We start from the raw sequence: 17,555 nt of genomic DNA, 5'->3' as shown, positions 1-17,555 counted from the left end.
GCCCCCGTCCGTATGTCTCCCGCCGGGCTCCCGCTGTCTCCCGTGCGGCTACTCCGACTTGATCGCGGCCAGCATGTTCAGCTTCGCCGCGCGGCGGGCCGGCCACAGGGCGGCCAGGATGCCGACGGTGGCGGCGAGGAGGAGGAAGACGGCCATCCGGGCCCAGGGGACGACCAGTTCGTACGTGGGCATCCGGCTGGCGATCAGCTCGCCGGCGGCCCAGCCGAAGAAGACACCCAGGCCGATCCCGAGGACACCGCCGAAGAGGGAGATGACCAGGGACTCCAGACGGACCATCCGCTTGATGCCCCGCCGGTCGAGACCGATCGCCCGGAGCATGCCGATCTCCTGCGAGCGCTCGAACACCGACATGGCGAGGGTGTTGATCACGCCGAGGACGGCCACGATCACCGCCATCGCGAGCAGGCCGTACAGCATGTTCAGCATCAGCGTGAACATCTGCGCGATGTCGTCGGAGAGGTCCTGTCCGCTCTGGACCTTGATCGCCGGGTTCTCGCCGAGGGCCTTCTCCAGCCGGTCCTTGGTGGCGTCGGAGGCGCCTGCCGAGGTCTTGACCATGACCATCATGTCCGCCGGTTCCGCGCCGGCCGGCAGCCGCTTCGTGAGCGTCGCGTTGTCCAGCAGGATGCCCCGGATCAGCTCGTTGCTCTCGTAGATCCCGGAGACGGTCAGCTTCTCCTTCTCGCCGCCCTCGAACCCGGCGGTGAACTCGGAACCGGCCTTCCAGCCGCGCCGCCCGGCGGTGTCCGCGTCCACCACGACCTGCCCGCCGCCGACCTTGAACGTCCCGTTGTCCAGCGGCAGGTTGGTGAGCTTGCCGATGGCCGTGCCGTTCACGCCCGTGAGGTACTCGGTCTCGTTCCCGATCCGGGACTCGGCGTTGCGCAGCGGTGAGACGGCGGTGACTCCCTCGGTGGTGGAGAGCTTCTTCTCCACGTCCGGGGAGAGGTAGTTGCCGTTGGCCATCGAGACGACGTAGTCCGCCTTGATCGCGTCGGCGGCCATCTTGCCGATGGCTGTCTGGAGGCTGCCCGCCATCACCGTCATCCCGGTGATCAGCGTCAGGCCGATCATCAGCGCCGAGGCGGTCGCGGCGGTGCGGCGCGGGTTGCGTACGGAGTTCTGCCGGGCGAGCTTGCCGGAGATCCCGAACACCCGCATGAGGGGCGCCGCGGCCGCGATCAGCGGGCGGGACAGGAGCGGGGTGAGGACGAAGACACCGATGATCAGCAGCACCGCGCCGATGCCCATCGGCGCCTGCCCGTCCGAGCCGTCCATGGTGGTGGCGTACAGCACGGTGGCCACGCCCGCGCCGGCGAACAGCGCGCCGATCGTGTTCCGTACGACCAGCGACTTGGTCGTCGCCTTCGCGTGCACACTGCTCATCGCCGCGACCGGCGGGATCTTCGCGGCACGGCGGCCCGGCAGCCAGGCCGCCAGCATCGTGATCAGTACGCCGACGAGCAGCGCGGTGGCGACCGTGCCGGGGGAGACCACCAGCGGGCCGGCGGGGACGGTCTCGCCGAGGCTGCTGATCAGCGCCCGCATCCCGGCGCCGATCCCGACACCGGCGGCCAGGCCGGTCACCGCGGCGACCAGGCCCACCACGAACGCCTCGATCAGCACGGAGCGCGTCACCTGACGGCGGGAGGCGCCGACCGCGCGCAGCAGCGCCAGCTCCTTGGTGCGCTGGGCCACCAGCATGGTGAAGGTGTTGGCGATGATGAACGTGCCCACGAACAGGGCGATCCCGGCGAAGACCAGCAGCGCGTTCTTCAGCCCGCTCATCTCGGCGGCGATCTGCGTGGCCTGGTCGTCCGCGAGCTGCTGACCGGTGGTGGTGCGGACGGAGTCCTTCGGCAGGACGTCCTCGACGGACTTCTGCAACTGGGCCTGGCTGGTGCCGGCCGCCGCCGTCACGTTGATCGTGCCGAACTCGCCCTCCATGTGGAAGAGCTTCTGCGCGGTCGCCGTGTCGAACAGGGTGAGGCTGCCACCGGCGGCGACATTGCCGTCGTCCGTCGTGAAGATGCCGCTGACGGTGGGGGTGAGGACCGGGCCGTCGACGGACAGCCGCACGGTGTCGCCCACCTCGTACCCGGCCCGCCTCGCGGTCTCCGAGTCGATCGCGACCTCGTCCGCGCCCTTCGGCGCGCGGCCGCCGTCCCGGATGGGGTACCGGGGATCGTCGGTCCCCCAGTAGTTTCCGCCCTGCGACTGGAAGCCGCCGCCGATCAGCTTGCCGTCCTTGCCGGCGAGGGCGGTGAACCCGCTCACCACACCGATCGCCGACTCGGCGCCGGGCGCCCGCTCGACCTTCTCCAGCACCTCGGGAGTCAGCTTGGGCTGGTCGGCGACGGTGTCGCCCTCGTCCGGCTGGTACCCCGGCCGGATCGCGACGTCCACCTGGTCGAAGCCCTTGGCCGAGCTCTTCTGCAGCGCGTCGGAGATGGTGTTGGTGAAGACGAGCGTGCCGGACACGAAGGCCACGCCGAGCATCACCGCGAGCACGGTCATGAGAAGCCTGGCCTTGTGCGAGAGCACGTTGCGCAGGGCGGTACGGAACATGAAGGGGTCCTGGGGTCGGGGCGGGCAGGCCGGAGCGGGTGTGGGTGTGGATGTGTGCGCGGGTGCGCGGTGCGCGGGATGCGCGCGGGGGATGTGAGCCAGGGTGGCGAACTCCCTCAGCTCGTACGCCCCTTGGTGTCGAACCTCTTCATCCGGTCCAGCACCAGGTCCGCCGTCGGCTCGTGCAGCTCGTCCACGATGCGCCCGTCGGCGAGGAAGATGACCCGGTCCGCGTATGCCGCGGCCACCGGGTCGTGCGTCACCATCACCACCGTCTGCCCCAACTCCCGTACGGAGTTGCGCAGGAAGCCCAGCACCTCGGCGCCCGAGCGCGAGTCGAGGTTTCCGGTGGGCTCGTCCCCGAAGATGATGTCCGGCCGTGAGGCGAGCGCCCGCGCCACGGCGACGCGCTGCTGCTGGCCGCCGGAGAGCTGGGCGGGCCGGTGGCTCAGCCGGTCGGCCAGGCCCACCATCCGAATCACGGTGTCCAGCCACTGCTTGTCCGGCTTTCGGCCCGCGATGTCCATCGGGAGGGTGATGTTCTCCAGCGCGGTCAGTGTCGGCAGCAGGTTGAACGCCTGGAAGATGAAGCCGATCTTGTCGCGGCGCAGCTTGGTGAGCTGCTTGTCCTTCAGCGAGCCCAGTTCGGTCTCGCCGATGCGGACGGAACCGGCCGAGAAGGTGTCCAGGCCGGCCACGCAGTGCATCAGCGTGGACTTGCCGGAACCCGAGGGGCCCATGATCGCGGTGAACTGGGCCTGCCGGAAGTCGACGGTGACCTGGTCCAGCGCGACCACTCGGGTCTCGCCCTGTCCGTAGACCTTCGACAGTTCCGTGGCGCGGGCGGCCACGGCGGTGGACCGGGCGGCGAGAGGGGTGGTGGTCACGGGTGGAACTCCTGTCGGGACGACGGCGTTTGGGGTGTGCGGGAACGGCCGGGCGGGGGCCGGGCGACGGGCCGGTTCGTGGCGCGTGCCGAGGGCATGCCGGGGCCGTTCGCTGCTCGTTTCGTGGAGGGCTCCATCGTCTCGGCGCGGGGGCGCCGTGTAGTCAGCCGCTGTTCCGGTTCCGGGGGCCGACTTCTGACTGACCGGCAGGCGTCGCGTCATACCTGGGAATGACGGCGGGCTCCGACCCGAGTGGCGGGGCCTGACCGACACGAGTCACCGCGTCACCGCGCGTGTCACACGAGGGACCGCTCGTTCGGGCGGTGAAATTCCGTCATTCCGCACACGGGCGGTCTTGCCGTCCGTAAGGCTATTGGCAAGTGCGGATGGCGTGTTCCGTGGGCTGATGCACCCTCAGACGTCAATAAAATAAGACAACATCGGTCCGCTCTTCGACTGTTCGGGGGAAGCGTCCCGATAGGCTCGGGACCTCAGCGCGGAGCCCATGGCCTGCCCGGATGGTGGAATGCAGACACGGCGAGCTTAAACCTCGCTGCCCCTCGCGGGCGTACCGGTTCAAGTCCGGTTCCGGGCACCTCCGATCAAACCGGCCCATTTCCTCCCAAACCCCCACACACCTCCCAGGCCAAGGTGCGCCCCGCGCTCGCCGCGCCACCCGTCGTCCGGCATTCCCCGGCCGACGCCGGAGCAGCCGCCTCACGCACGCGGTCACCCCCTCTCCTTGCTCTGGCGATCACGGCGATGTCCCCGCCCTGCGGCCCTCACCACCGGAGGTCAGGAGTCACCACCGGAGGTCAAGCCGGCGCCCACCGCCGACGGCGGCTCGGGGCCCGGCACCGTCACCGTCAAGGAGAGCGACAAGGCCTTCAGTACCAGTGGGTGTCGACCTTGGGTGCGGGTCGGGTGACCCGGGGGGCGCGGCAAGTCTCTGGGAGGTCACGGGGTGTAGCGGCGTGGGGTCGGGTTGAGGGGTGGGGCGGGGAATCATGGGGACGCGTAGCGTGTTCGATGTCAGGGCAGGGGAAAAGATCCTTCCCAAGCACTAGGGTCAATCCTTTGCCTACCTATTACTCTTGAGCCAAGGCCACGCAGGGTGGCCATGGAGGAGTGAAATGAGGAGCAGCAACCCGGTCTTCTCGCGACGGGGGTTCAGCCGCGACAACGGCTACGCGGGCTTCAACACCGCGCCGCAGGCCGGGGGAGCAGCTGTCGGCACCCAGGGCAGCCCCTACGCCCAGCAGGGCGGCAACCCGTACGCGACGAACCCGTACGCCCAGCAGGGCGTCCAGCACGGCACCCCGCCGCAGGCCCCGGCCCGCACGGGCGCCATGACCATGGACGACGTCGTCATGCGCTCGGCCATGACGCTCGGCACGGTCGTCGTCGGCGCGGTCCTCGCCTGGGCCCTCCTGCCGGTGTCGCCCACGAGCTACGGCCTGGCCATCGGCGCCGCGCTCATCGCCTTCGTCCTGGCGATGGTGCAGTCCTTCAAGCGCAAGGCCTCGCCCGCGCTGATCCTGGCGTACGCCGCCTTCGAGGGCGTCTTCCTCGGCGTGCTCAGCGAGATGTTCAACGCGCAGTGGAGCGGTGCGCCCTTCCAGGCGGTGCTCGGCACCATGGCCGTCTCCGGAGCCACCCTCCTGGTCTACAAGGCGGGCTGGATCCGGGTCACCGCGCGGTACGCCCGCATCGGTATGACCATCGCGATCGCCTTCATCCTGGTCATGGCGGTCAACCTGCTGCTCGTCGTCTTCGGGCTCGCCCCCGACGGCGGACTGCGCAGCATGGGCCCGCTCGGCGCGATCGTCGGCATCCTGGCGATCCTGCTCGGCGCGTTCTTCCTGACCCTGGACTTCAAGCAGATCCAGGATGGCATCGCCTACGGCGCCCCGCGCGAGGAGGCCTGGCTGGCCGCGTTCGGCCTGACCATGACCCTCGTGTGGATCTACATCGAGATGCTCCGCCTGGTCGCCATCTTCAGCGGCGACGACTAGGAGTGACGAGCGCGGCCGGGACCGACCCCAGCCGCCTCCCCCTCGTGGACTCGTGGAAGGGCCCCCGAACCTCGCGGTTCGGGGGCCCTTCGTAGTTCTCGGCGGCTTCACCGGAGCTTCCGCGCGGCCCTCCTCAGGTCGTACTCGTGAATGATCGCTTTGGCGTGGCCGTACGCGAGGTCGTACTCGTGCCGGAGCCAGCTGACCTTCTCCTCGAAATTGAAGAGAGCGGGGCCTTCGTCGACTTTGCGGATCCAGTCGGAGACTTCACGACCGGTGCAGTGGGGGATGCGGGCGAGCAGGTTGCGATGGGTCTCCTCGGAGAAGACTTGGGACATCGGCGCCTCCGGACGAAAGGGAATGTAAGCCGGTCCTTCAGGTCACGTTGCCTGAGTGGCGGCCTGTTGGCAACAGTCCGGCGGAGGCGCGTACTCTCGCGGCGTGCTTGATACGACGCCGTTGACCCGTGCCGTGGATCATTTCGCCGACCGGCTGCGGGCGGCCCCGCAGAGCCGGCTCCAGCGGAGCGCCGCCGCGGAGGCGCTGGCGCTGGCCAGGGAGTTGGCACTGCGCGCCCAGCGGTTGGAGACGCCCGAGGGGCCGTTCCACGAGATGCCGGACGTGGGCATGTTCGCGGCGGCCGACCAGGTGACCGTCGCCGGAAACGATCTCGCGCTGGTGCTGGGGGACGAGGACGCGCTGGCGGAGGCGGTGGCCCTGGTGGAGGAGGCTCAGCGGCGGGCCGGGGTGTGAGGGGCTCGCGTGGCTCCCTGCGCCCCTGAAGGGCGCTGCGCCACCCGGCGGCGTGAGAGGTGCCGCCCTACAGCGACGCGATCACCCTGTCCGCCAGGATGTAGACCATGTCCTCGCCGCACTCGAAGGTGAGCGTGTAGGCGCCGGAGATGCCCGAGCCGCCCAGGAGGACGGGGACGTCGCCGGTCTGGAGGGCCGTGGCGAGGCGCTCGGCGGTCTCGCGGTGGCCGGGGGTCATGCACAGGGTGGTGCCGTCGGCGAAGACGTAGACGTCGAGGGTGCCCAGCGGGCCCGGACGGACGTCGGCCAGCTCCGTGCGGGACGCGGCGAGGTCCTCCAGGCAGGCGACCGTGCGCTCGTGGTCGTTGGTGACGGGTGACTGCACCGGTACGAAATCGGGGTGCGAGGGGTGACGGCGACGGGCCGCGGCCAGCTCGGCGGAGTCCCCGGCGTAGTCGTCGCTCTCCAGGCCGGTCTCGATCACCGGCTCCAGGTGCTCCAGGCCCGCGAAATCGGACTGCCGGGGCAGGAACAGGTCGCTCTCGGGCAGACCCAGCAGCGGAGGCGTGTCGGTCACGTCACGGGACTCCTGGGCGGCCCAGAAGGCCCGGGCCTCGGCGAGCTCACGCTCCCTCTCCTCGGCGAGGGCCTCGGCGACGGCGGCGCGTATCTCCTCCGTGTCGGCCGCCGGACGGGCGGCCGGCACCAGGGCGCGCGTCCCGGCGGCCCGGCTCTCGGCCAGCTCGGTGCGCAAGGCAGCGACCTGTCGGCGCAGACCCATAAGGGTGCGCAGGACGGCGACGCCCACGGCGGCGGTGGCGGCCGTGGTGAGCAGCAAGGCGATCGGCATAGCGCTCACTGACGTACTCCCGGTTCAAAGTCGACCCCCGACTTCCTACATCAGCTTGAAGGGCGGACTAACCAGCTGTCAGTGCGTAACGTCACGAAACGGGCATGAAACTTGTCCCGGTGTTTGGTGCTGAAGCGGCTCTGACCTGCGTAAATCGCTCTCCGGGGGGAGATAGGTCACATCCTGGGGGAGATTGGATCACAAAACGGCCCGGAGCCCCACGGTTTCCGGGGACTCCGGGCCACGGCATCACCGTGCGCGTCCGTGTGGTCACGGCCGCGCACGGGGCCGCTCGGTCAGCTGAGGCGCTCGATGACCATCGCCATGCCCTGGCCGCCGCCGACGCACATCGTCTCCAGACCGAACTGCTTGTCGTGGAACTGGAGGGAGTTGATGAGCGTGCCGGTGATGCGGGCGCCGGTCATGCCGAAGGGGTGGCCGACGGCGATGGCGCCGCCGTTCACGTTCAGCTTGTCCAGCGGGATGTCCAGGTCGCGGTAGGAGGGGATCACCTGGGCGGCGAAGGCCTCGTTGATCTCGAACAGGTCGATGTCGTCGACGGTGAGACCCGCGCGGGACAGGGCCTGCTTCGACGCCTCCACCGGGCCGTAGCCCATGATCTCGGGGGAGAGGCCGGAGACGCCCGTGGAGACGATCCGGGCGAGCGGGGTGAGCCCGAGGTCCCGCGCCTTGGTGTCGGACATGATGACCAGGGCGGCGGCGCCGTCGTTCAGCGGGCAGCAGTTGCCGGCGGTGACCAGGCCGTCCTCGCGGAAGACCGGCTTCAGGCCCTGTACGGCCTCCAGGGTGACGCCGGCGCGCGGGCCGTCGTCCTTGCTGACGACCGTGCCGTCGGGCAGCGTCACCGGGGTGATCTCGCGCTCCCAGAAGCCCTTGCCGATGGCCTCCTCGGCGAGGTTCTGCGAGCGGACGCCGAACTCGTCCATCTCCTGCCGGGTCACGCCCCACTGGCGGGCCAGGTTCTCGGCGGTCTGCCCCATCGAGATGTACGGGTCGGGGAGCAGGCCGTCCTCGCGCGGGTCGTGCCAGGAGGCGCCGACCGACTTGGAGACCGCCTCCGTGCGGGCCTCGGCCTCGGCGAAGAGCGGGTTGCGGGCGGTGGGGATGTCGCTGGTGCCGCGCGCGCTGCTGCTGACGACCTCGACGCCGGCCGAGATGAAGACGTCGCCCTCGCCGGCCTTGATGGCGTGCAGGGCCATGCGGGAGGTCTGGAGCGACGAGGAGCAGTAACGGGTGATCGTGCAGCCCGGCAGGTGGTCCATGCCCAGCTGTACGGCCACGATGCGGCCCAGGTTGTGGCCCTGCTCGCCGCCGGGGAGGCCACAGCCGAGCATCAGGTCGTCGATGTCCCTCGGGTCCAGCTCCGGGACCTTCGCGAGGGCGGCCGCGACGATGGTGGCGGTCAGGTCGTCGGGGCGCAGGTCCTTCAGCGAGCCCTTGAAAGCGCGGCCGATGGGGGAGCGGGCGGCTGAGACGATCACGGCTTCGGGCATCACGGCTCCATTGGCATGCGACGGAAAGCGGGGCTGTGGGGGAAGTTACCCGTACGTATGGTCCGGGTCACGGGCAAGAGGGTGTGACGCCGACCGCACTTTTCTAAGCGCTTGCTTTGTGGGGTGGGTGCGCGGGGTGCCTTCGGGCGCGTTGGGGGTTGGGGTGCCTGTGACCGGGCGACTGGAGGTGCTTCGTGGTTGCTCGCGCAGTTCCCCGCGCCCCTAAAAGATCCGGGCCCCGCGGCGGCTCTGAAAGGCGACGGCGCCGGGCCGAAGGAAACTGACGACTGGAGGCGGGCTGCGAGGCGAGTAGCGGCGGGCTGCGAGGCGAGTGGCGGTGGACCGGGAGGCGAGCGGCGGCGGGCTGAAAGGCGAGGGCGGTGGGCTGAAGGGCGATCGGCGGCGGACACAAAGCCGTCCGGCGGCGGGGAAAAGCCAGGGGCGCAGCCCCGGCTTTTCGGGGGCGCGGGGAACTGCGCGAGAAGCCCCACCGAACCCGCACCCGCCGACGAACCCGCACCCCCCGGGCTATGAGGCGCCCGGTTGGGCCTCCGCAGGGGTGGCCGGGGTCGGGTCCGTTGCCGGTACCCGCCGGCGACGGCGTCGCTTCAGCAGGGCCCACGGCCCGCGCGGCCCCGTCGGCATCGCCGCCGTGACCTCCGTACCGGCCTCCGACGCCGCCTCCGCGGCGGCCCGGGCCACCGGCAGGAAGCCCTCGCGGCGGCTGACGTCCGGCCGCTCCTCCTCCGCCGGCCACAGACCCAGCGCCGCGCACACCGTCGGCAGCACGGCCATCGCCGCGGTCGCGTACCCCTCGGCGGAGGGGTGGTAGTTGTCGGGCCCGAACAGCTCCCGGGGGTTCTGTTCGAACTCGGGGCCGAGAAGGTCGCCCAGCGACACGGTACGTCCGCCCTGTTCGACGGTTCCGATCGTCTGGGCGGCCGCCAGCTGCCGCGAGGCCCGGCGGGCGAGCCAGCGCAACGGCTGCTGCACGAGCTCGATCGTGCCGAGGTCGGGACAGGTGCCCACCACCACCTCGGCCCCGGCGGTCCGCAGCCGCCGTACGGCCGCGGAGAGGTGGCGCACGGAGCGGGTCGGCGGCATCCGGTGGGTCACGTCGTTCGCGCCGATCATGATCACGCAGACGTCGGGCACCTGGGCCGGGTCCTCCAGGACCAGCGCCACCTGCCGGTCGAGGTCGTCCGACTGGGCGCCCGGCAGCGCGACGTTGCGCAGCAGCACCGGGCGCTCCGCGACGGCCGCGAGCCCGGAGGCGATCAGCGCGCCCGGGGTCTGCCGGGACCGGTGGACCCCCTGGCCGGCGGCGGTGGAGTCGCCGAGCATGACGAGCCGGAGCGGGGGATCGTCGGGGACGTCGTATGAACTGCCGTACGAGCCGTAGCCGTACGCGCGGCCGTACCGGCTGCCGTGCGTGTGGCCGTACACGCCCTCCGCGCTCGGCGGGTGCGGGCTGTGCCCGTTGCCCACGACCCGCTTGGCCATCCGCACCTCGGCCAGCAGCACACCCGCCGCCGCCGCACCCAGCAGCCCGATGCCGCCACCGCCGTACGCCGCGCCCGCCGCGATGCGGCGGGCCACCCTTGCTCTGGACATGCTCGTCATGCGTCGCCGCCACCTCCTCGTACCCGTACACCCACTCCTTGCCCCGTATCGGCCCTCGGCCAATCCCGGCGGAAGGTGAACAGGGAGGAGAACAGTGAGGACGGGGCTTAGGCTGGCTGGACATTACGACCATCCCTTTTTGCGGCTCCGGAGACAACGGTGCAAATCCACGACTCGATGATCAGCCTCGTCGGCAACACCCCGCTGCTGAGGCTCAACAGCGTGACCGAGGGCATCCAGGCGACCGTCCTGGCCAAGGTCGAGTACTTCAATCCCGGCGGTTCCGTGAAGGACCGCATCGCGCTGCGCATGATCGAGGCGGCGGAGAAGAGCGGGGAGCTGCGGCCCGGCGGCACGATCGTCGAGCCGACCAGCGGAAACACAGGTGTGGGCCTCGCCATCGTGGCCCAGCAGAAGGGGTACAAGTGCATCTTCGTGTGCCCCGACAAGGTGAGCACCGACAAGATCAACGTGCTCCGGGCGTACGGCGCCGAGGTCGTCGTCTGCCCCACGGCGGTCGACCCCGAGCACCCCGACTCGTACTACAACGTCTCCGACCGGCTGGTCCGCGAGACGCCCGGTGCCTGGAAGCCGGACCAGTACTCCAACCCCCACAACCCGCTCTCCCACTACCACTCGACCGGCCCTGAGCTGTGGGAGCAGACGGAGGGGCGGATCACCCACTTCGTGGCGGGCGTGGGCACCGGCGGCACCATCTCCGGCACCGGCCGGTACCTGAAGGACGCCAGCGAGGGCCGCGTCCAGGTGATCGGCGCCGACCCCGAGGGTTCCGTGTACTCCGGCGGGTCCGGGCGGCCGTACCTCGTCGAGGGCGTCGGTGAGGACTTCTGGCCGACCGCGTACGACCGGACCGTCGCCGACGAGATCGTCGCCGTGTCCGACAAGGACTCCTTCCAGATGACCCGGCGGCTGGCCAAGGAGGAGGGCCTGTTGGTGGGCGGCTCCTGCGGCATGGCCGTCGTCGCCGCCCTGGAGGTCGCGAAGCGGCTCGGCCCGGACGACATCGTGGTCGTCCTGCTGCCCGACAGCGGGCGCGGCTACCTGAGCAAGATCTTCAACGACGAGTGGATGGCCGACTACGGCTTCCTGGAGGACGAGGGACCGAGCGCGCGCGTCGCCGACGTCCTCAGCCACAAGGAGCACGGCGCCATTCCGTCCCTCGTCCACATGCACCCGGACGAGACGGTCGGTCAGGCGATCGAGGTGCTGCGCGAGTACGGCGTCTCGCAGATGCCGATCGTGAAGCCGGGCGCCGGCCACCCGGACGTCATGGCCGCCGAGGTCGTCGGGTCCGTCGTCGAACGCGAGCTGCTGGACGCCCTCTTCACCCAGCGTGCCTCGCTCGACGACCCGCTGGAGAAGCACATGTCGGCGCCGCTGCCGCAGGTCGGCTCCGGTGAGCCGGTGGGCGACCTGATGACCGTGCTCGGGTCGGCGGACGCGGCCATCGTGCTGGTCGAGGGCAAGCCGACCGGTGTGGTCAGCCGACAGGACCTGCTCGCGTTCCTCGCCAAGGGCGGGGTCAAGCAGTAGGGCTGCTGCCGGCCGCGCCGGGCTACGGGAGCGGCCGCTGTCTGAGGGAGGGCCCTTCTGCCTGAGGGGAGGGGCCGCTGCCGACGGGTGGGGCGCCTGATTGGGGGAAAAATCCCGGGAAGGGCCCTTCTTCGTCGAAGAATTGCGCGAGTCGAGGGTTTGACTTCGCAGAAGTGGTACGAGCGCGTCACGTCCGCGCAGCACCCGCTTAACACGGGTCCGGCACATTAGTGGGTGTCGGCAGGGCGGGAGCGGCTCCCCGCCCCGGCCGGCAACCGAAACGGCGTCAAGGACCTCCGGAGCGGCTCCCGGACCTCCATGGACGCCAAGGACGCGCCAGCCCGGTCCTGACCCGGCCCGCGTCCCTCGCGGGGACCGCCGTCGTCCCGCCCCCCGTCACACGGGGGTGCGGCGGTCCCCGCGCATATCTCCTCCGCCTTCTCCGGGAACGCGCTCCGGGAACGCGGGGAGGTCACCCTTCCCAGTCCGATTCCCCGCTCTTGCCCCGGCGCCTGCCCAGGGTCGGTGAGTTGCGCAGGGCCCAGGCCACGTTCACGCCGACGATGCCCGCCCAGGTGACGAACAGGCCGGGCAGTTCGGCCACTCCGCCCCCGATGCCGGACAGGGGGATGGCGGCGACGAGGGAGACCACGCCGAAGCCGTAGCGTTCGCCCCAGCTGTCGGTGGACCTGTCGGGGGAGCGGCTGCCACGGGCCACCACCATCTGCTGCTCGGCCACCTGACGCCGGACCCGGCGGTCGACCGCGCTGTCGATGCGCTGGTCGACCTTCTCCAGGAACGAGTCGACGAGCGCGGACTCGTAGTCCTCGCCCAGTTCTCTGCGGGCGTGCAGGGTGGCGGCGAGTTCCTTCTTCAGCTCGGTTTCGCCGAGCTGCGCGTCACGGGCATCCATACCGGTCATGCTCTTCACGGTAGGGAGCCGGGAGCCGTCCGGCACTGGGGTTAGCCCCCCAGTCGTCGTACGGCTCTCCCCGTTTCCCGTCCGGCCGCCCTTGCCCGGCCTGCATAGTCTCATGCAGAGTTCTCGGTGTCTGAATATGCGGTTCCGCCGGAGCTGAGGAGGCTACGGGTATGTCCTCTCGGATCATGGGCGTGACGGACGTCCCCGCCGCCGTCACCGCGCAGGCCGCGCGGGCCGGGCAGGCCGGGCAGGCCGCGCCGGACGGGCGGGCCGGGCTCGTCGTCCTCGACGGGTGTGCGCTGGGGGTCGCCGACGTCGTCCGGCTCGCCGACGGTGTCGTACGGCCGGTGCCCGACGGCGCGGCCGTGCGGCGGGTCGAGGAGTCCTGGGAGGCCGCCCGGCTGATCGCGGCGGCCGGGCGCGTGTACGGCCGTTCCACCGGGGTCGGTGCCAACCGCACCGAGGACGTGCCCACCGAGGCCGCCGCCGAGCACGGCCTGCGGCTGCTGCGCAGTCACGCCGGGGCCATCGGGGAGGAGCTGCCCGCCCGGCAGGTGCGCGCCATGCTCGCCGTACGCGCCAACCAGCTGCTCGCGGGCGGCGCGGGGCTCCGGCCGACCGTGGTCACCGCGCTCTGCGCCGCGCTGGAGAGCGGGGCCCACCCCGTGGTCAACGAGTTCGGTTCGGTGGGGACGGGCGACATCGCGGCCCTGGCCCAGGTGGGGCTGGCGCTCGCGGGGGAGCATCCGTGGCGGGTGCCTGGGGTGCCGGAGGCGCGGTCGGAGCATGAGGGCGGGCCGGGTGCCGGCGTGCCCGAGGCGCAGCCGTTGGACAACAATGACGCCCTCGCGCTGATCAGCAGCAACGCGCTCACGCTCGGGCAGGCCGCGCTCGCGCTGCACGAGTTGCGCGGGCTGATCGCGGCCACGCAGGTCGTCGCCGCGCTCTCGCTGCTCGCCGTGGACGGCTCGCACGAGGCGTACGCGGCGCCCGTGCACGTCGCGCGCGCCCACCGGGGGTCGCGCGAGGTGGCCCGGCGCATGCGGGAGCTGATCGGGGCGGCCGAGCGGCCCACACCCCCGCTGGGGCGGATCCAGGACCCGTACGGCTTCCGGTGCCTGCCGCAGATCCACGGCCCCGCGCTGGACGCGGCGGACGCGCTGGAGGGCGTCCTGGAGGTGGAGATCAACGCGGCGGCGGAGAACCCGCTGATCATCCCGGAAGACATGGCCGCGTACCACCACGGCGGCTTCTACCAGGCCCAACTCGCCCTCGCCCTCGACCACTTCAGGCTCGCCGTGACCCAGGTGGCCCGGCTGTCGACCTCCCGGCTCTCCTCGCTCAACGAGCCCGCGTACACCCGGCTGCGGCCCTTCCTCGCCGACCACGAGCCCGCCTCCTCGGGCGTGATGATCCTGGAGTACGCCGCCGGGGCCGCCCTCGGTGACCTGCGGGCCTTCTCCGCGCCCGCGTCGCTCGGCCACGCCGTACTCTCCCGGGGCGTCGAGGAACAGGCCAGCTTCGCCTCGCTCGCCGCCCGGCAGACGCTGCGGGCGTGCGGCGCGTACCGGCTCGTCGTCGGCTGTGAACTGGTCGCGGCCGTACGGGCGTTGCGTCAGCGGGACCTGCGGCCGGACCCGGGGCTGCCGGTCGGACGCGCGCTGGAACTCGCGGAGGCCGTGCTCGACCCGGACCCGGCCGACCGGCCGCTGACGGCGGACGTGGGCGCGGCGGCCGTACTGCTCGATCGGTTCACCCAGATCTGGACGGACGTCCAGGCGGACCCACTGAGGGGGAGCGCGTCATGAGCGCGGACAAGGGCACGGGCGGCGTGACGGATGGTCCCGCCGCGCGGCTGCAGACGCTTTTCGAGGGGCACCGGCTGACGCCCACCCAGCGGCGCATCGCCCACAGCATGGTGCGACGGGCGGCGGACGTGCCGTTCCTGTCGAGTGTGGAACTGGCCGAGCTGGCAGGGGTGAGCCAGCCGTCCGTGACCCGGTTCGCGGTGGCGCTGGGCTTCGACGGCTACCCGGCGCTGCGCCGGCACCTGCGGGACGTCGGGCCCGCCGAGCCGGCCCCGGACACCACCACGTACAACGAGTACCAGCAGGCCGTCGAGGCCGAGATCGAGAACCTGCGGCATCTGGCCGAGGTGCTCGCCGACCCCGCCCCGGTGGCCCGGGCCGGGCGGCTGCTCGCCGCGTCCCGGCCGCTGCCGGTGCTCGGACTGCGGGCGGCGGCCTCCCAGGCGTACGGGTTCGCGTACTTCGCCGCCAAGGTCCACCCCGACGTACGGCTGCTGCACGAGGGCGGCAGCATGCTCCACGACCGCATCGACGCGGCCGTGCGCGGGGGCGCGACCGCGCTGCTCTGCTTCGCGCTGCCCCGGCATCCCCGCGAGGTCGTCGAGAGCCTGGCGTACGCCAAGGAGGCCGGGCTCTTCGTCGTCACGGTCGCCGACTCCGCCTTCGCGCCCGTCGCCAAGGTCTCCGACCTGCTGCTGCCCGCCGCCGTCGGCACCGGGCTCGCCTTCGACACGGCCTGCGCCCCCATGCTGCTGGGCCGGGTGCTCCTGGAGGCCATGTGCGACGACCTGCCGGAGGCCCAGGCCCGGCTGGAGGAGTTCGACGCGAGGGCCGCGACCAGGGGACTGTTCGTGGAGTAGTCCGCGTCGTGGAGCAGTCCGCGCGATCGGCCGAGGTTCGCGATTCTCAGGCGCGTTTCACGTTCTCCCGCTAGCGTGCCCGCGACTGTCGTACGACCTGGGGTTCATGGGAGGCGGGGAGCATGGCGCGCGGAGGGCAGGGGCTTGCTCGGGTGGCCGTCGTGGTGCGGGCCGGGGCGGCGCCGTTGTGGTGGCTGGGGGTGCTCGCGGCCGGGATCGGTGTCCTGCCGTCCGGGCTGACCGGGCGGCGGATCGGGGTGCTGGCGGGGGCCGCCGTGTTCATCGTCGCGGCCGCCGCGGTGGCGTGGGTGGGGCGCGGCCGGTATCTCGCGCCCGCGCGGGAGGCCGTGCGCGCCGGCAAGCACGATGTCCTCCAGGACCGTGCCGTGACGCTGCGCGCCTGGCGCCGGGGCCACCGCTGGTGGCTGCTGCTCGGCTTCGCGGCCGCCCTGGGCTCCTCCTTCGCCCTCCCTGCGGCGGGCGGCCTGCTCCTCGCCGGCCTCGGCACCGGCCTCCGGCTCAGGGCCGTCTGGCTCGGCCGCCGCGAACGTGCCGCCGGGCAGCTCTTCTGGGTCCGGGTGGACTGGCTGTCCGCACGGGCCGGCCGCCCCACGGGCAAGCGGGTGCCCGGCTACCGGCTCACGGGCATCGAAGCGGGCGACGCGGCACCCGGGGGCGGCCGCCGGGCGTAGGCCCGCCGCCCGACGCCGCGGGGCTCCTGGGCTCGCCCGGGGGCGGGGCGGGGGCTATTCGCCGCGCGTGCGCAGGACCAGCTTGTTCACTGCCCACAGGGCGATGCCGATGGCCAGGAGCACGCCCGCGCGGATGTAGACGTCGGCCGGGCGGTCGGCCAGCGGGCTCGCCAGGATCAGGGCCGTCAGGGCGCCGAGCACCGGCAGGGCCGTCGGCGTCCGGAAGTGGGCGTGGTCGACGCGGTCACGGCGCAGGACCAGGACCGCGATGTTGACGACGGCGAAGACACAGAGCAGCAGGAACGCGGTGGTGTCGCCGAGGCCCTCGATCTCGCCGGTGGAGACCAGGCCGATCGCGAGGAGGGTGACGAAGACGATGCCCACGACGGGCGTACGGCGGCGGGGCAGGACGCGGGCCATACCGGGCGGGAGGATGCGCTCGTTGGCCATGCCGTAGCAGAGGCGGGAGGCCATCATGATGTTGATCAGGGCCGAGTTGGTGACCGCGAAGAGGGCGATCAGGGCGAAGAGTTCGGGCGGGAAGTCCACCCCGCCGGCCTTCACCACTTCGAGGAGCGGACCGCTGGAGCCCTCCAGGGTCCCGGCGTCGACCAGCAGCGACGACACCAGGGCCACCAGCACGTAGATCGTGCCCGTCACGGCCACCCCGATGAAGATCGCGCGGGGGAAGGTCCGGGTCGGGTTCTTCGTCTCCTCCGCCATGTTCACCGAGTCCTCGAACCCGACGAAGGCGAAGAACCCAAGGGCCGTGGCGCCGAGCACGCTGGTGAGCAGGGCGTATCCCGTGCCGCTCGCCTCGAACTCGGTCAGCCGGGACGGCTCGCCGTCACCGCTCAACACCGCCCAGGCGCCGATCGTGAGGATGATCAGCAGGCCGGTCAGCTCGACCAGGGTCAGCACCACGTTCGTCTTCACCGACTCCGAGACGCCTCGCAGGTTGAGGGCGGCCAGCAGGACGATGAAGGTGATGGCGACGAGGGTGGGCGGCAGGGCCCCGTTCGTCAGCTCGTCGAGATAGTCACCGCTGAAGGCACGCGCGGCGGCGCTCGCGGAGGACAGGCCGGAGCACATCACCATGAACGCGACGATGAACGTCAGGAAGGGAACCCTGAACGCCTTCTGCGTGTAGAGCGCCGCCCCGGCCGCCTTCGGGTACTTGCCGACCAGTTCGACGTACGACGCCGCCGTCAGGATCGCCACCACGAAGCCGATCACGAAGGGCAGCCAGAGCGCTCCCCCGACCTTCCCGGCGACCTTGCCCGTGGTCGCGTAGATGCCGGTGCCGAGGATGTCGCCGATCACGAAGAGGATCAGCAGCTTGGGGCCGAGCACCCGCTTGAGGCCGGTCTCCTCGGCGGGCGCGGGTGCCGCGGCGGTGCCTTCGGCAGTGGACAAGAGAACCTCCCCCGGTCGGTGATCCGTCCGGGGGACTCATGCCCGGTCGCGGCCCGTGGATGCCTGCGCGAC

At 71.5% G+C, this 17,555-nt stretch carries 14 protein-coding genes and 1 tRNA gene; 7 read left to right on the top strand and 8 right to left on the bottom strand.

Going from position 1 to position 17,555, the window contains the following annotated elements; all coding sequences use genetic code 11:
• Positions 1-48: 48 nt before the first annotated feature.
• Both E4N62_RS35440 and E4N62_RS35435 read right to left on the bottom strand, forming a co-directional pair.
• Entirely contained in the window at positions 49-2,589 is a 2,541-nt protein-coding gene (locus E4N62_RS35440; RefSeq protein ID WP_230221103.1) for an ABC transporter permease, read from the bottom strand.
• A 116-nt stretch (positions 2,590-2,705) separates the two neighbouring features.
• Entirely contained in the window at positions 2,706-3,476 is a 771-nt protein-coding gene (locus E4N62_RS35435; RefSeq protein ID WP_230221101.1) for an ABC transporter ATP-binding protein, read from the bottom strand.
• Positions 3,477-3,988: 512 nt separating this feature from the next.
• On the opposite strand from E4N62_RS35435, the gene E4N62_RS35430 reads away from it, so the two are divergent.
• Positions 3,989-4,071 (top strand) — tRNA-Leu (locus tag E4N62_RS35430).
• Between the two features lie 538 nt (positions 4,072-4,609).
• Positions 4,610-5,491, top strand: coding sequence for a Bax inhibitor-1/YccA family protein (locus E4N62_RS35425; protein ID WP_184893225.1), 882 nt, complete (start codon positions 4,610-4,612; stop codon positions 5,489-5,491).
• Positions 5,492-5,598: 107 nt separating this feature from the next.
• Here the strand turns inward: E4N62_RS35425 and E4N62_RS35420 are convergent, their stop codons facing one another.
• The gene (locus E4N62_RS35420; protein ID WP_033524870.1) at positions 5,599-5,829 is read right to left on the bottom strand and encodes a DUF4287 domain-containing protein; all 231 of its coding nucleotides are present in this window, start codon (positions 5,827-5,829) and stop codon (positions 5,599-5,601) included.
• 103 nt (positions 5,830-5,932) lie between these two features.
• On the opposite strand from E4N62_RS35420, the gene E4N62_RS35415 reads away from it, so the two are divergent.
• Complete coding sequence (locus E4N62_RS35415; protein WP_184893227.1) at positions 5,933-6,244, top strand: hypothetical protein; 312 nt, start codon at positions 5,933-5,935, stop codon at positions 6,242-6,244.
• Positions 6,245-6,311: 67 nt separating this feature from the next.
• Here the strand turns inward: E4N62_RS35415 and E4N62_RS35410 are convergent, their stop codons facing one another.
• From E4N62_RS35410 to E4N62_RS35400, 3 genes are all read right to left on the bottom strand, one after another.
• Entirely contained in the window at positions 6,312-7,094 is a 783-nt protein-coding gene (locus tag E4N62_RS35410) for a hypothetical protein (protein WP_230221687.1), read from the bottom strand.
• Positions 7,095-7,390: 296 nt separating this feature from the next.
• Positions 7,391-8,608, bottom strand: coding sequence for an acetyl-CoA C-acetyltransferase (locus tag E4N62_RS35405; RefSeq protein ID WP_230221098.1), 1,218 nt, complete (start codon positions 8,606-8,608; stop codon positions 7,391-7,393).
• Between the two features lie 528 nt (positions 8,609-9,136).
• On the bottom strand, positions 9,137-10,231 hold the full coding sequence (locus E4N62_RS35400) for an SGNH/GDSL hydrolase family protein (protein WP_230221096.1): 1,095 nt from the start codon (positions 10,229-10,231) through the stop codon (positions 9,137-9,139).
• A 159-nt stretch (positions 10,232-10,390) separates the two neighbouring features.
• Here E4N62_RS35400 and E4N62_RS35395 point away from each other — a divergent pair, with 159 nt between their 5' ends.
• Positions 10,391-11,785, top strand: coding sequence for a cystathionine beta-synthase (locus E4N62_RS35395; RefSeq protein WP_230221094.1), 1,395 nt, complete (start codon positions 10,391-10,393; stop codon positions 11,783-11,785).
• Between the two features lie 472 nt (positions 11,786-12,257).
• On the opposite strand, the gene E4N62_RS35390 is transcribed toward E4N62_RS35395, so the two are convergent.
• Positions 12,258-12,707 carry a hypothetical protein gene (locus tag E4N62_RS35390; protein ID WP_230221092.1) on the bottom strand — a complete coding sequence of 150 codons (450 nt, stop codon included), beginning with the start codon at positions 12,705-12,707 and terminating at the stop codon, positions 12,258-12,260.
• Between the two features lie 170 nt (positions 12,708-12,877).
• Between E4N62_RS35390 and E4N62_RS35385 the strand changes: the two genes are divergently transcribed.
• The 3 genes from E4N62_RS35385 to E4N62_RS35375 all read left to right on the top strand — a co-directional run bounded on the left by E4N62_RS35385 (position 12,878) and on the right by E4N62_RS35375 (position 16,067).
• Positions 12,878-14,515 carry an aromatic amino acid ammonia-lyase gene (locus E4N62_RS35385; RefSeq protein WP_230221090.1) on the top strand — a complete coding sequence of 546 codons (1,638 nt, stop codon included), beginning with the start codon at positions 12,878-12,880 and terminating at the stop codon, positions 14,513-14,515.
• Entirely contained in the window at positions 14,512-15,375 is an 864-nt protein-coding gene (locus E4N62_RS35380) for a MurR/RpiR family transcriptional regulator (protein WP_230221088.1), read from the top strand. The genes E4N62_RS35385 and E4N62_RS35380 overlap by 4 nt, the downstream gene beginning before the upstream one ends.
• A gap of 122 nt (positions 15,376-15,497) precedes the next feature.
• Positions 15,498-16,067, top strand: a complete 570-nt coding sequence (locus tag E4N62_RS35375; RefSeq protein WP_230221085.1) for a hypothetical protein — start codon at positions 15,498-15,500, stop codon at positions 16,065-16,067.
• Between the two features lie 54 nt (positions 16,068-16,121).
• Here E4N62_RS35375 and E4N62_RS35370 read toward each other — a convergent pair whose 3' ends face one another.
• Positions 16,122-17,483 (bottom strand): APC family permease, encoded by a 1,362-nt coding sequence (locus E4N62_RS35370; protein ID WP_230221083.1) that lies wholly within the window; start codon positions 17,481-17,483, stop codon positions 16,122-16,124.
• Between the last annotated feature and the right edge of the window lie 72 nt (positions 17,484-17,555).

Origin of the sequence: Streptomyces sp. MNU76 (assembly GCF_020982545.1) — a bacterium.
Lineage (GTDB): Bacteria > Actinomycetota > Actinomycetes > Streptomycetales > Streptomycetaceae > Streptomyces.
The sequence above is the reverse complement of the archived record's forward strand: the minus strand, read 5'-3'. Positions and strand labels throughout refer to the sequence as shown.

Bases quoted from the DNA above. Each gene is read 5' to 3' on its own strand.
- E4N62_RS35385 (WP_230221090.1), top strand. From the start codon at position 12,878: ATGTCCTCTCGGATCATGGGCGTGACGGACGTCCCCGCCGCCGTCACC.
- E4N62_RS35410 (WP_230221687.1), bottom strand. From the start codon at position 7,094: ATGCCGATCGCCTTGCTGCTCACCACGGCCGCCACCGCCGCCGTGGGC.
- E4N62_RS35440 (WP_230221103.1), bottom strand. From the start codon at position 2,589: ATGTTCCGTACCGCCCTGCGCAACGTGCTCTCGCACAAGGCCAGGCTT.
- E4N62_RS35390 (WP_230221092.1), bottom strand. From the start codon at position 12,707: ATGACCGGTATGGATGCCCGTGACGCGCAGCTCGGCGAAACCGAGCTG.
- E4N62_RS35375 (WP_230221085.1), top strand. From the start codon at position 15,498: ATGGCGCGCGGAGGGCAGGGGCTTGCTCGGGTGGCCGTCGTGGTGCGG.
- E4N62_RS35380 (WP_230221088.1), top strand. From the start codon at position 14,512: ATGAGCGCGGACAAGGGCACGGGCGGCGTGACGGATGGTCCCGCCGCG.
- E4N62_RS35405 (WP_230221098.1), bottom strand. From the start codon at position 8,608: ATGCCCGAAGCCGTGATCGTCTCAGCCGCCCGCTCCCCCATCGGCCGC.
- E4N62_RS35400 (WP_230221096.1), bottom strand. From the start codon at position 10,231: ATGACGAGCATGTCCAGAGCAAGGGTGGCCCGCCGCATCGCGGCGGGC.
- E4N62_RS35420 (WP_033524870.1), bottom strand. From the start codon at position 5,829: ATGTCCCAAGTCTTCTCCGAGGAGACCCATCGCAACCTGCTCGCCCGC.
- E4N62_RS35425 (WP_184893225.1), top strand. From the start codon at position 4,610: ATGAGGAGCAGCAACCCGGTCTTCTCGCGACGGGGGTTCAGCCGCGAC.